Raw genomic sequence first — 11,934 nt, forward strand, 5'->3', positions numbered from 1 at the left:
CGTGGTGTCGGTCTTGCTTCGGTTTTGTGAAATGCGCCGAGCAGCGCGAATGCAGGAGACAAATGCGCCCCACCGCGCCAGCCATCGCGTGCCGCGCCGTCTTCACTCCATTGCTGCAGGGAGCCCGCCTTCGCCGAGCCATGAACCGGCAATGCCGGTCAGAGCTGGCCCGGGACCCAGTCCAGCGCGAGGGCCTGGCCCTGGGCGATCTGGCTGGCCGACATCTTCGAGGCCACGGCGTTGCGAAGCCGCAGGAAGTAGCTGCGCTGTGTCGACTTGGCGTGCCCGGCGGCGAGGTTGAGCCATTTGTAGGCGAGCACGACGTCCTGTGGAACGCCATGTCCCTTGTCATACATCAGGCCAAGCATCGCTTGGCCGAATGGATTGCCGGCGGCGGCGGCCTGGCAATAGAGATCGCTGGCGACCTCATAGGCCTGCGGGGTCCCAAAGCCGTTCTCATACATGAAGCCGAGCATGGCCTGCGCGCGCGGATCGCCGCGCAGCGCCAGCGGCGTCAGCACGCGCACGGCGCGGACGAAGTCGCCGCGCGCATAGGCACTGCGTGCGGCACTAACCGAATCGGCGTGCGCGGGCGATGTGATTGCGCCGAGCAGCAGGCCGGCTGCGGTGCAGACGACGGCGAGGCACCGCATCGTCGGCCGGGTCATTTGGCGGGGATCAGCGGGTGGTGCGGACACGCAAATCATCCGTGATGCTCGCTCCGACCGATCCGCGGAGCTTGGAACGGAGTTCTTCGGCCACCTGATGCGCATCGCTGCCGTCGCGAATGATCTGCGGCCGAATGAAGATAATGAGCTCGGTGCGCGTGCCCTTCTTGCCCTGATGCGAGAACGCGTCGCCAAGCACGGGGATCTCGTCGAGGCCCGGAATGCCGTTGCGATTGCCGTTCTGCTGCTCGCTGATCAGGCCGGCCAGCAGCACGGTCTGGCCGTTGGCGACGGAGATCGCGCTCTTGACCTTGCGCTGCGACACCGTCGGCGTGAGACTCGTGGCGGTCTGGGTCGCGACGTTGCTGATCTCCTGCTCGACCTCGAGCCGCACATTGCCGTTGGCGGCGATGCGCGGCACGACGCGCAGGATGATGCCGGTGTTGCGATAGTCGATGGTGTTGACGACAGTATTGCTCGACGACAGCACGGTCGCGCTGCCGGTCGAGACCGGCACGACGTCGCCGACCTGCAGGGTGGCGGTCTGGTTGTTGATCACGACCAGCGAGGGATTGGAGAGCACCTTGACGCTGGTGACAGTATGGAGTGCGTCGAGGATCATGTTGGGCGAGGCTTCGTGCCCGATCAGGAAGTTGAAGCCAGGCAGAGCGCGGTTGATCAAGGCCGTCGTCGCCGCGGATGTCGTGGCCGTGGCCACCGACGTGGCTTGCGTATTGGTGATCGACCCCTTGTCGGTCCCGAGGCCGAGCACCTTGCTCGAAAGATAGGCCTGCACGCCGTAGGACAGCTCGTTGGTCAGCGTCACTTCGGCAATCGTCGCGTCGATGCCGACCTGCAGCACCGGCTGGTCGAGCTGCTGCAGCGTGCTGGAGATGATGCGGTAGTTCTCGCGGTCGGCATAGATGAGCAGCGAGTTGTTCACCGTGTCCGGGGTGATCCGGACATTCGGCATGATGGCCTGGCCTCCGCCAGCACCACTGCTGCGAGGCTCCAGCCCGGTCGAGGACGTCGTGCTGCTGGAGGACGATGTGCTCGAGGATGACATGCCCGAGAGACCACCGCCTTGGGATCTGCTCGTCGGATTGGCGCTCGAACTCGATGAGCCGGCTGCATTGGTGTTGAAGGAGAGCCGATCGGCGACCGACGTCGTCGTGCCGTCGGAGCCCGGCGCGGCCTGGCCGTCGGCGCTGTCGGTGGAGGACGAGCCGGCGCCGCCGAACATGTCGGTGAGCACCTTGGCGAGCTGGCGCGCGTCGCCGTAGCGGACCCGGTAGACGTGGACGCTGGTGCGCCCGGAGTCGGCCTGATCGAGCCGGCGGATCCAGGTTGCCGCGCTCTGCAGCAGCGCTGGCTTGCGCGTCACGACCATGATCGCGTTCAGGCGGTTGACGACCTGCAGCTTGACGAGATTCTGGCTCAATCCGTTCTCGCCGGAATCCATGATCTTCTCGAGCTCCGCCATCAGCGGCTCCGGCGCGGAATTGCTGACCGGGAAGATGCCGACGGACTGGCCGCGCATCCAGTCGACATCGAAGCTCATCACGGTTTCGATCGCGGAGCGTCGCTCGGCTCCCGTGCCCTGGATCAGAAGCAGGTTCCGGGTGGTGTCGGCGCGCACGCTGCCGGCGCGGGTCGCGAAGCTGTCCATCAGCTTGAGGATCGTCTGCGCACCGACATATTGCAGCGGCACGACGGAGACGCCGTAGCCGGGCTCGGCGCGGCCGGCCTCGCCGTCGACGCGTCCGGCGCCGATGGCGTCGCCGAGCGGGGTCAGCTTGTAGCCGCCGCCTTCGCGGACCAGTACGACGCCGGACAGGCGCAGCGCGCTCTCCAGCACGAACAGGATGTCCGATTTCGGCACCGGCCGCGCCGACACCAGGCTGACGCTGCCCTGCACGCGGGGATCGATCGCGTAGCCCGCGCCGAGGATGTCGCCGATCACGACCTTCGCGACCACCGCGATCGGCGTGTTCTCGAAATTGAGGTCATAGCCCTTGCCATCGGCCGCCGGAAGCGGCCTGACCTCGGCGACTTCCTGAACCGTGGTCCCCTGATAGGTCCGCGCGCTGGCGCGCTCGACCTCGGGCCGTCCCTGGATCGATGCGACCGGTGCATTGTCGCGCGGCAGGATATCGAGCGAGCGCACCTTGTCGATGACGTCGACATCGGCCGGCGCGCTGGCCTGGGAATTGAGCGTTGCCATGTTGCAGGAGGCGAGCAGCACCGCAATCGCCAGCAACGAGGCATGCCTGACAACCGCAGCGGACTGGCTTCGATTGCCGATACCAAACATGGACTTACCGATCTACTCGTGTTGACCGGCCGAAACGCAGCAACGCCTCGTTTTGACCGCGCAGCCTGCATAGCGGTCCAATATGACACTTATGTATAATTGGCGGCTGCCGTCCGACCTTTGCGCCGCGTGTGTGTCGGAAATGTCGGCGCCTCCGGCATTCGTACGGCCGTCATGTTCGCGATCAATAACGTGGGTCACCAGTAGCGGCGTGCCGAGACGATGGGCCGGCACGGGCGCCACCCGGATCACGCCATGAGCGGTACACTCTCGACCCAATTCCATGCCTATCTTCGCGAGCGCCATCCCCAGGCGGCGGGCGAAGGCGGAGCTGCGGCCGAAACGCAGATCGCGCTCTGGGACAGGTTCGGCCTGACCGCCGACGTTTTCGCGGAGGAGGTCGCCGGCTTCACCGGATTGGAGCGCGTCGCACTGCGCGAACTGCTGGCGGCACTCCCCGCGGTGAGCGAGTTCTCCGACCGCTTCCTCCGCGAGGTGCTCGGCTATCCCTTCAAGGATTCTGACGGCGCCGCCGTGTTCGCGATGGCCGATCCGACCGATCAGGCCGTGCGCCGGGCCGCGGAGCTGGTGCTCGGCCCGCAGACTCTCTTCAAGGTCGCCTCGCATGAGGATATCGCCGTTGTCCTGGACCAGCGGTTAGAGGATTCCGGCGAGCCCGACATCTCGCCGGCGCAGGAGCTGCGCGACGACGACATCGAGAGTCTCCGCGATCTCGCCAGCGGCGCGCCGGTCGTCCGCGCGGTGAACGATCTGATCGAGAAGGCCGTGGAGATGCGCGCCAGCGACATCCACATCGAGCCGTTCTCGACCGGGCTCGTGGTCAGGCTGCGCGTCGACGGCCTGTTGCGTCCGATCGCGGCGCCCGCGGGCGTGTTGCCGCAGGCGGTGATCTCGCGCATCAAGATCGTTGCCGGTCTGAACATCGCCGAGCGGCGCCTGCCGCAGGACGGCGCGGCGCGCATCCGCGCCGGCCGCGCCGAGATCGACGTTCGCGTTGCGATCATGCCGACCCAGCACGGCGAATCGGCGGTGCTGCGCATCCTGCCGAAGGATCGCTCGCAGCTCGTCGCGAGCCGTCTCGGTCTCGCCACCCGCGACGACGCCGCACTCCGGCGCCTGATCACGCTGCCCCACGGCATGATCGTGATCACGGGGCCGACCGGCAGCGGCAAGACCACGACCCTGGCGACGATCCTGTCGCTGCTCAACACACCGGAGCGCAAGATCCTCACCGTCGAGGATCCGGTGGAGTACGAGATTCCCGGCATCAACCAGTCGCAGATCAAGCCGGCGATCGGGCTGACTTTCGCGAGCGCGCTGCGTTCCTTCGTGCGTCAGGACCCCGACGTCATCATGGTCGGCGAGATCAGAGACAGCGAGACGGCGCATGTCGCGGTCCATGCCGCGCTGACCGGCCATCTCGTGTTGACCACGCTGCATACCGAAACCGCGGCCGCGGCGGTGCCGCGCCTGCTCGATCTTGGTGTCGAAGGCTTCTTGTTGCGCTCGACCTTGCGCGCGGTGATCGCGCAGCGGCTGGTGCGTCAGCTCTGCGATCATTGCAAGGCGCCGGAGGCGCTCGATGAAGAGACATGCCGCCAGGATCCTCGTCTTGGTCATCTCGGCCTCGTCCCCGGCGACATCACCTGGCACCCGAGGGGATGCGAGCGATGCGGCCAGAGCGGCTATCGCGGCCGGGTCGGCGTGTTCGAGCTGCTCGAGCTGACCAACAGCCTGCGCGAGCTGATCGCGGACAGTGCCGACGGCCTCGCGATCGATCGGCTGGCGATCCGGGAAGGCATGACGACGATGCTCGACGACGGCGTCGCCAAGTGCCGCGCCGGCGTCACCTCGGCCTCCGAGCTGCTTCGTGTCCTCGTGGCGCGGTGAGGTGGATCGTGCCGAGCTACCGCTATCGCGCTCTGACGCAGTCCGGTGAAATCGTCGTCGGATCTCTCGTCGCGCCGTCGCGCAGCGAGGTCGAACGGCGCATCTCGTATCTGCAACTTCTGCCGATCGAAACCGTGGAGGAGAAAAAGGAGCGGACCGGCGCTGCGTCCGGGCTCTCGTTCGGCGCTCCGTCCGCGACTGAAGTGACCACGTTCACGCGCGACCTGGCCCTGCTTCTCAAGGCCGGCGCGCGGCTCGACGACGCGCTCGATCTGTTGTCCGGCGATTCCGATATCGGCCGCCTCCGTCCCGTGGTGGCGCGGCTGCGTGCGGCGATCATGGCCGGTGAAAGCTTCGCCGATGCGGCGGCCGCCCAGCCGCAGTTGTTCTCGCCGATGTATGTCGCGCTGATGCGCGTCGGCGAATCGTCGGGAACACTCGATCACGTGCTGACCGCGCTGGCCGGCGAACGCGAGCGGTCGGAGGCGACGCGCCGCAAATTGACCGACGCGATGCAATATCCTGCCTTCGTGTTCCTCGCGGCGATCGGCGTGATGCTGTTCTTTCTCGTGGCCGTGCTGCCGAATTTCTCGGCCGTGCTGCGTGACTTCGGTGGCCGTACCGATACGGCGCTCGGCTTCTTCATGACGCTGTCGGATCTGCTGCGCGCCAATGCAGCCGCGATCTCACTCGGCTGTGCTGCGCTGCTCGCGGCAGGCTGGTGGCTGTTGCGTCAGCCCGCGGTTCGCGCCGGCCTGGCCAGCGTCGTGGCGGTCATGCCCGGCGTCGGCAGCCTCCTGCTGTTCTATCGGACCAGCCTGTTCTGCCGCAATCTCGGCCTGCTGCTCGGCTGCGGCGTCAATCTGAGCGCGGCCCTTCGCATTCTCGTCGATGTGATGGCCGTGACGTCGTCGCGTGCGCCTTGGTCGGCAGCCGCGGATCGCGTCCGTCACGGCGGCAAGCTGTCCCAGGCATTGTCGGCCGACAACATGCTGCCGCCGATGGCGCTGCGCATGCTGCGGCTCGGCGAGGAGACCGGCCAGTTGCCGACGCTGTCGACACGGATCGCTGAGTTCTACGAAGCCAAGCTGCAGCGCGGCCTGGATCGCGTCGTCGGCATCGTCGGCCCCGCCGCCATTCTGCTCATCAGCGTGGTTGTCGGCGGCCTGATCGTCTCGATCATGACGGCTTTGCTTTCTGTGACGCAACTGGTCGGCTGATGGCTACCAAGGAGAATGACATGAGATCGGACACGCAGAGCAAGCCGGCCAAGAGTGCCGACCGTGAACACGAGCGCGGCTTCACGCTGGTCGAGATGCTGGTCGTGATCACGATCATCGGGCTGATCATGGGTCTCATCGGCCCGCGCGTGTTGAACTATCTCAGCGAGTCCAAGACCAAGGCGGCGCGGATCCAGTTGCAGAGCTTCTCGGCGGCGCTCGACCTGTTCTATCTCGATGCCGGCCGCTACCCCTCGACCTCGGAAGGCCTCGCGGCGCTGGCGCAACGGCCGGCCGGGTTGAGCGCCTGGAACGGTCCCTATCTCAAGGGCGGGGCAGTGCCGAAGGATCCGTGGAATACGGCCTATGTCTACCGCGCACCGGGCGATCACGGCCCGTACGACATCCTGTCCTACGGTGCCGATGGCCAGGAAGGCGGCAGCGGGACGGCGGCGGACATCGTGCTGGGAACGCCGACGCAGACGAGCGCGCGCAGTGAATGACGGCGGCCAGCGCGGCTTTACGCTGCTCGAGATGGTCTGCGTGCTCGCGATCGTCGCGCTGCTGGCGTCCGTCGCGCTGCCTTATCTGCCGCGGCAGACGTCGCGGCCGCGGTTGCAGGCCTACGCGTTGCAGGCGGCGACACTGCTGAAGTCGGACCGTGCCTCATCGATGCGGACCGGCGCGCGCGTCGACACGGAGATCGACACGTCGCGCCGCTTGATCCGCTCCGGCAGCAGCGCGGCTGCGCTGAAGCTGCCCGACGACGTCGCATTCCTCGCGACGTTGCCGCGCAGTTGCCAGCATCGGCCGGTGCTGGCGACCATCACCTTCTTTCCTGACGGGCTGTCCTGCGGCGGCGCCATCACCTTGTCGCGCGCCGATCTGAGCCTGGAGATCAGGGTGAACTGGCTGACGGGGAGGATCGACATTGTCTCGCGCGTGCTCGCCAATGGTTGAGATCGACCGCCGGAGTGAAGCCGGATTTTCGCTGATCGAGGTGCTCGTCGCGCTTGCCATCGTGAGCGTGTCGATCATCGCCATCGGCGCCGTGGTGTCGCGCAACGCGGCCATCGTTCGCAAGCTCGAACAGCATGTCACTCTGGTCACCGACATGAGGCTGGCGTTGGCAACGATGCTGGCCGATCGCGGCCGGCTGCAGCCGGGCAGCATCGATCAGCGCTCCGGCTCCGGGTCGGTGGTGCTGCAGGTCAGGCCGCTCGGCGGCGATTGGAATGAGCCGGCGGGACAGACCGGCTGGATCCCGGAGGCGGTGACCTTGCGCGTCAAGACCGGCTCGGGCGCGGTCGCCGATGTGCAGACGGTTCGCCTGGCGCGAGGAGCGCGATGATGACCGCCCGATCCGATCGATCCCGAGAGCAGGGCTTCGCACTGATCGAGGCACTCGGCGCGCTCGCGATCGCCGGCATCGTGTTGTCGGCGCTTGCCGCGGTGACGTCGCAATGGCTGCCGGCGTGGAAGCGCGGATTGGATCGCGTCCAGCGCGCCGAGATGGTGGCCGCTGCGCTGCGGCGGGTCGGCGATGATCTCGCTGCCGTGCAGTTCGTCTCGGCCAATCGCGAGCAGAAGGGACCGTTGTTCGTGGGCGACGAGGTCTCGGCGATGTTCGTGCGCGCCGAACTCGGCCCCAATGCCGGACATGGTCTCGACATCGTGCGCATCGGCGAGGAAGGGAGCAGGGGCGAACGCGCTCTGCGGCGATCGCGTGCCATGTTCGAGCCCGTGCCGGTCGGCCAGCCCGTGACCGAGCATTTCCGGTTCCGCGATCCCGTGGTGCTGCTGTCGGCGCCGTTCCGGATGTCGTTCGCCTATGCCGACGGGACGATGGCGTGGACGTCGGAGTGGCGCGATGCGACCAAGCTACCATCCGCCGTGCGCATGACGGTTTATGACGACAGCCGTGGCGGTGCCGCCGTTCTCGTCAGCGCAGTCCGTATTCACGTCGATGCGCCGGGCGGCGGCTTTGCGGATCCCGGAGCGGCAGGCACCGCGAATCCGTCGGCGGGTGCGGGCGAGCCGCCGCAGCTGAACAAGAGCGAGCCGATCGACTAATGCTGGTTCGCTCCTTTACCAGAGGTTCTGCCCAGAGGCGCGGCGCGCAGGATGGCTTCATCCTGATCGCGGCGCTGTGGATGCTTGCGGCGTTGGCGGCCCTGGTCGTTGTCGTCTCGCAGCAACTCGGCAGCTCGGCGCGGTTGCTGCGGCTCGAGGACGAGGCGGTCGAGGCCGATGCGCTGGTCTCGGCGGCCATCGAACTGTCGGCGTATCGTCTGCTGCTGTCCAAGGACGAGGAGCGGCCGAGGCAGGGCGGTTTCCGCCTGGCGCTTGCAGGCAACGACATTGCGGTCTCGTTCGTCAACGAAGCGGCGCGGATCGATCTCAATACCGCGTCCAAGGACATACTCGAAAATCTCTTCGTCACGCTGGGCGTCGAGCGCGATGCTGCCAAGGATCATGCCGAGCGGATCGTTGCGTGGCGCTCCAAGCCGTCCGACGCCGCCAAGGCGCAGGCGGAGGAGGCGCGCTATGCGGCGGCCGGTCTCAAGCGGGTGCCGCGCCTGGCGCCATTCGCGCATGTCGGCGAGCTGTCGCTCGTCCTCAGCCTTCCCGCATCGCTGGTTGATCGGGTGCTTCCGCTGGTCACCGTCTTCAACGGTTCTCCGGGAATCGATCCGACGATTGCGGCGCCGGAGGTCGTTGCCGCATTGCCGGGAATGACGCCGCTGATCCTGAAGGATTTCCTCAACGCACGGGCGTCGTTGTCACAGGATGCCGATACGCTCGCCAAGATGTTGGGGCCTGCTGCGAAGGACGCCGCCAAGGGCAAAAGCAAGGCTTATCGGCTGCGCATCGTCGTCGGTCCGGCGGGCGGGCTTCGTCACACTGCGACGGCGGTGATCGTTCCCGGCGAAGGCGAGGAGCCCTATCGGCTGCTGGCGCGCCAGGACGAGGGACAGCAGCCGAGGGGAGCGCTTCAGGCGCGGAGGATGCCATGAAGCTGACCGAAGCGATCGAGCGCGGACTGACGGTGTGGACGGAAAGCGTCGCTACAGCGATCGAGGCCGTCGCCGATCGGCAGCTCAGACGCCCGCGAGTCGTGATCCGCTACGATCAGCCAGAAGCGATCGTCATGACGGTACAGACGCCGCCGAAGGCGAGACCGATGCTGGCGGCGGCACGGCTGAATCCGGCTTTGGGAGCGGCGCAGGTCGGGCTCTCGCCGGAGTGGCTGCGAACCTTGCGCGGTGCTGTCCTGGACATCCATCTGGCCGCCGAGAACGTTCTGATCCGGCCTCTCGACTTTCCCAAGCAGGCGGAGCCTTTTCTGGACGGCATGATCCGGACCCAGATCGGCAGGTTGACGCCGTGGAATCTCGGACAGGTCCTCTACGGCTACAGCGCCCCGCGCGCAGCCAGTGATCGGATCGCGTTGACGCTCGCGGCAACGCCGCGCGCTCTGGTCCAGCCCTTGCTCGCCTTTGCCGATCAGGTCGGCATTGCCAAGCTCGTCATCACCGCCGACGTCGGCCCAACCGATGGCGGTCCGATCCAGATCTTCAAGACGTCGCTGCGTTCGTCGCTTGCCGGCGGCCGTGATCTCGGGCGCGTGCTCAAGCTCAGCTGGCTGTCGGTCGCTGCGACCACGGCGGTGCTGCTGATCGCGACGACGCTGATCGGTGGCTATCTCGATGGCGAGATCGAGGACGCACAGGCGCAGGTCACGCGGCTGCGTGCGGCGCTGCGGCCCGCGATGGGCGCCACCGCCGCCGACGGGCTGCTCGCCAAGCGCAAGCAGACCAGCCCCGCCAGCGTGATCGTGCTCGACACGTTGTCGAAGATCCTCCCCGACGGGACGTATGTCGTCGAGATGCATCTCGAGAACGATCGGCTGCAGATATCCGGCCTGACCCAGGATGCACCCGCGCTGATCCGGCTGATCGAGCAGACGCCGCAGTTCAGCCGCGCCACCTTCTACGCGCCGACGACGCGCACCGCCGGCGAAGCGGGCGAGCGCTTCCACATCGAGGCGCGCATCAACGCCTATTTCGGAGACCGGGCATGAACTGGTCGAAATCGCTGCGCCGAATCTTTGTTAGCTCGCCGGCCGTTTCTGCGATCCTCTATGCGGCGACCATTGTCGCACTGCTCTGGCTTGGTGCCGCTGGGGTCGTCGATCTCGTCGCCAGGCGCGACCAGCTCAATGACACCAACGCGCAACTGGCGCAGTTTTCCGGACGCAAACGGCCAGCCGGCAATTCCGCCGCAGGCAGCGCGACGGCTCCGGGTGGATCGGTGTTCGTGGAGGGACGAACGGTCACCATCGCGGGCGCGGCGCTGGTCCAGCGCCTCACGGAGGCGATCAGCAAGGTCGGCGGCAGCGTGCTGTCGACCCAGGTCGAGCTGCCGGCGGCACGCGCCAACACCAACCTGATCAGCGTGGTGGCAAGCTGCGAGCTCGAACAGCCGGCGTTGCAGCAGCTGCTCTATGATCTCGAGGCCGGATTGCCGTTTCTCTTCGTCGATCAACTGCATGTGCAGCAGCCGCTGGCCGCCGCAGCCGGCGGCGTGGGACGATTGACCGTGCTGGTCACCGTGTCGGGTCAATGGCAAGGAAAATCGTGATGCGATCGTTCGTAGGCTCGGGCCTCGTCACCTTTGCCACCGTGTGCGTGCTTGCAGCTTCGCTCAGCCGTGCCTGGAGCGAGACGGCGGATGGTCTCGAGCCGGCCACGCCCGTCCAGGCCGCGCCCGCGCCCGGCGCCTCCGAACCGCCGGCCGCCATGTCAGAAGCTCCCAGCGCAGAAGCTCCGGGGGGCAGGAGTGCCAACCCGCTGTGGGATGTTCCGATCAGTACCCTTTCGGCGACACGTGATCGTCCGATCTTCTCGGCGTCGCGGCGGCCGCCGCCGGTTGCCGCACCCGTCACGGTGATGCGGGCGCCGCCGCCTGCGCCGCCGAGGGATCCGGAACGGCCAAACCTGCAGCTCGTCGGCACGGTGATCGGCGACGAGGAGAGCTTCGGCATCTTCGTCGACGCGGCGTCGCAGGCATCGCTGCGCTTGCGGGTCGGCGCTTCGCATGAGGGATGGGTGCTGCAGTCGCTGCGACCGCGTGAAGCCTCGCTGCTGAAGGCGCCGGAGACCGTCACTCTGCAAATGCCGCAGCTCGGCACAGCCGGCAGCGGCGACGTGCAGGCGGGACCGATGACCCCGCCGGCGCCGCAGGCCGGACGCGAGCGGATGGCGCGGCGGGCGCGCTGAGGTCAGTGGCTTACGGCAATCAGAAGGTCACGAGCAATTCGCGGCCGGTGGCCTGCAGGGCGAGTACGGCCAGCAGGCCGAGGACGAGGAACGGGCCGAACGGCAGCGCCGTCTGGCCCGTCAGCCGTCGTCCCATGACGAAGAGAGCGAGCGCCGCAGCGAGTGCCGTCGTCGTGGCGATGAGCAGCAGGATCGGCAGATTTGGCAGGCCGGCCCAAAGCGTTGCAGCCATCAGAAACTTGACGTCGCCGAGGCCCAGTCCCTGGCGGCCGCGGGCCATTGCGTAGAGCAGCCGCAGCAGCAGCAGCGCCAAGCCGATCGCGAGGGCTGCGGCGCAATTCCACAGCGCCTCGGGCAGGTCGACGAGCGTCGCCAGTCTTGCGAAGCCGCTGGCGGCGACCAGCGCATTCATCCAGTCGGGCAGCAGCCCGCTGCGCAGATCCGTCCAGATCAGGCCGGCGCAGGTCAGGAGCAGCACGGCAATGGCTGCGATATTGATGGCGTCGGTCACGCGAGGTGGGGATTGGCGGTGTCGGATC

At 67.2% G+C, this 11,934-nt stretch carries 13 protein-coding genes; 10 read left to right on the plus strand and 3 right to left on the minus strand.

Features of this window, described 5'->3' with window-relative positions:
- Positions 1–158: 158 nt before the first annotated feature.
- Together ACQR1F_RS17910 and gspD are read right to left on the minus strand one after the other, a co-directional pair.
- On the minus strand, positions 159–707 hold the full coding sequence (locus ACQR1F_RS17910; RefSeq protein WP_316237897.1) for a tetratricopeptide repeat protein: 549 nt from the start codon (positions 705–707) through the stop codon (positions 159–161).
- Positions 679–2,982 carry a type II secretion system secretin GspD gene (gspD, locus tag ACQR1F_RS17915; protein ID WP_434913560.1) on the minus strand — a complete coding sequence of 768 codons (2,304 nt, stop codon included), beginning with the start codon at positions 2,980–2,982 and terminating at the stop codon, positions 679–681. The genes ACQR1F_RS17910 and gspD overlap by 29 nt, the downstream gene beginning before the upstream one ends.
- A 255-nt stretch (positions 2,983–3,237) precedes the next feature.
- On the opposite strand from gspD, the gene ACQR1F_RS17920 reads away from it, so the two are divergent.
- From ACQR1F_RS17920 to ACQR1F_RS17965, 10 genes are read left to right on the plus strand one after another with little or no spacing between them, the layout of a single operon-like run.
- On the plus strand, positions 3,238–4,893 hold the full coding sequence (locus tag ACQR1F_RS17920) for a GspE/PulE family protein (protein WP_434913561.1): 1,656 nt from the start codon (positions 3,238–3,240) through the stop codon (positions 4,891–4,893).
- A gap of 8 nt (positions 4,894–4,901) precedes the next feature.
- Positions 4,902–6,113 (plus strand): type II secretion system F family protein, encoded by a 1,212-nt coding sequence (locus tag ACQR1F_RS17925; protein WP_434873039.1) that lies wholly within the window; start codon positions 4,902–4,904, stop codon positions 6,111–6,113.
- Positions 6,114–6,133: 20 nt separating this feature from the next.
- The gene (gene gspG, locus ACQR1F_RS17930) at positions 6,134–6,616 is read left to right on the plus strand and encodes a type II secretion system major pseudopilin GspG (protein ID WP_315802979.1); all 483 of its coding nucleotides are present in this window, start codon (positions 6,134–6,136) and stop codon (positions 6,614–6,616) included.
- Complete coding sequence (locus ACQR1F_RS17935) at positions 6,609–7,073, plus strand: prepilin-type N-terminal cleavage/methylation domain-containing protein (protein WP_315802980.1); 465 nt, start codon at positions 6,609–6,611, stop codon at positions 7,071–7,073. The genes gspG and ACQR1F_RS17935 overlap by 8 nt, the downstream gene beginning before the upstream one ends.
- Positions 7,066–7,464, plus strand: a complete 399-nt coding sequence (locus ACQR1F_RS17940; RefSeq protein ID WP_316180603.1) for a PulJ/GspJ family protein — start codon at positions 7,066–7,068, stop codon at positions 7,462–7,464. Before ACQR1F_RS17935 ends, ACQR1F_RS17940 begins: the two co-directional genes overlap by 8 nt.
- The gene (locus ACQR1F_RS17945) at positions 7,464–8,186 is read left to right on the plus strand and encodes a PulJ/GspJ family protein (RefSeq protein ID WP_316180605.1); all 723 of its coding nucleotides are present in this window, start codon (positions 7,464–7,466) and stop codon (positions 8,184–8,186) included. The genes ACQR1F_RS17940 and ACQR1F_RS17945 overlap by 1 nt, the downstream gene beginning before the upstream one ends.
- Positions 8,186–9,130: a general secretion pathway protein GspK gene (locus ACQR1F_RS17950; RefSeq protein WP_434913562.1), complete on the plus strand. Its 945-nt coding sequence runs from the start codon at positions 8,186–8,188 to the stop codon at positions 9,128–9,130. The genes ACQR1F_RS17945 and ACQR1F_RS17950 overlap by 1 nt, the downstream gene beginning before the upstream one ends.
- Positions 9,127–10,197 (plus strand): PilN domain-containing protein, encoded by a 1,071-nt coding sequence (locus ACQR1F_RS17955; protein WP_434913563.1) that lies wholly within the window; start codon positions 9,127–9,129, stop codon positions 10,195–10,197. The genes ACQR1F_RS17950 and ACQR1F_RS17955 overlap by 4 nt, the downstream gene beginning before the upstream one ends.
- Positions 10,194–10,757 carry a type II secretion system protein GspM gene (gene gspM / locus ACQR1F_RS17960; RefSeq protein ID WP_316180609.1) on the plus strand — a complete coding sequence of 188 codons (564 nt, stop codon included), beginning with the start codon at positions 10,194–10,196 and terminating at the stop codon, positions 10,755–10,757. The genes ACQR1F_RS17955 and gspM overlap by 4 nt, the downstream gene beginning before the upstream one ends.
- Positions 10,757–11,395: a hypothetical protein gene (locus ACQR1F_RS17965; RefSeq protein ID WP_316237890.1), complete on the plus strand. Its 639-nt coding sequence runs from the start codon at positions 10,757–10,759 to the stop codon at positions 11,393–11,395. The genes gspM and ACQR1F_RS17965 overlap by 1 nt, the downstream gene beginning before the upstream one ends.
- Positions 11,396–11,414: 19 nt before the next feature.
- Here the strand turns inward: ACQR1F_RS17965 and ACQR1F_RS17970 are convergent, their stop codons facing one another.
- Entirely contained in the window at positions 11,415–11,906 is a 492-nt protein-coding gene (locus ACQR1F_RS17970; RefSeq protein ID WP_315802987.1) for a prepilin peptidase, read from the minus strand.
- Positions 11,907–11,934 lie beyond the last annotated feature (28 nt).

This window comes from Bradyrhizobium sp. HKCCYLS3013 (assembly GCF_051167615.1).
Taxonomy (GTDB): Bacteria; Pseudomonadota; Alphaproteobacteria; order Rhizobiales; family Xanthobacteraceae; genus Bradyrhizobium.

Coding starts and splice junctions, on each gene's coding strand:
- gspM (WP_316180609.1), top strand. CDS start 10,194: ATGAACTGGTCGAAATCGCTGCGCCGAATCTTTGTTAGCTCGCCGGCC.
- gspD (WP_434913560.1), bottom strand. CDS start 2,982: ATGTTTGGTATCGGCAATCGAAGCCAGTCCGCTGCGGTTGTCAGGCAT.
- ACQR1F_RS17950 (WP_434913562.1), top strand. CDS start 8,186: ATGCTGGTTCGCTCCTTTACCAGAGGTTCTGCCCAGAGGCGCGGCGCG.
- ACQR1F_RS17965 (WP_316237890.1), top strand. CDS start 10,757: ATGCGATCGTTCGTAGGCTCGGGCCTCGTCACCTTTGCCACCGTGTGC.
- ACQR1F_RS17940 (WP_316180603.1), top strand. CDS start 7,066: ATGGTTGAGATCGACCGCCGGAGTGAAGCCGGATTTTCGCTGATCGAG.
- ACQR1F_RS17955 (WP_434913563.1), top strand. CDS start 9,127: ATGAAGCTGACCGAAGCGATCGAGCGCGGACTGACGGTGTGGACGGAA.
- gspG (WP_315802979.1), top strand. CDS start 6,134: ATGAGATCGGACACGCAGAGCAAGCCGGCCAAGAGTGCCGACCGTGAA.
- ACQR1F_RS17910 (WP_316237897.1), bottom strand. CDS start 707: ATGATTTGCGTGTCCGCACCACCCGCTGATCCCCGCCAAATGACCCGG.
- ACQR1F_RS17920 (WP_434913561.1), top strand. CDS start 3,238: ATGAGCGGTACACTCTCGACCCAATTCCATGCCTATCTTCGCGAGCGC.
- ACQR1F_RS17945 (WP_316180605.1), top strand. CDS start 7,464: ATGACCGCCCGATCCGATCGATCCCGAGAGCAGGGCTTCGCACTGATC.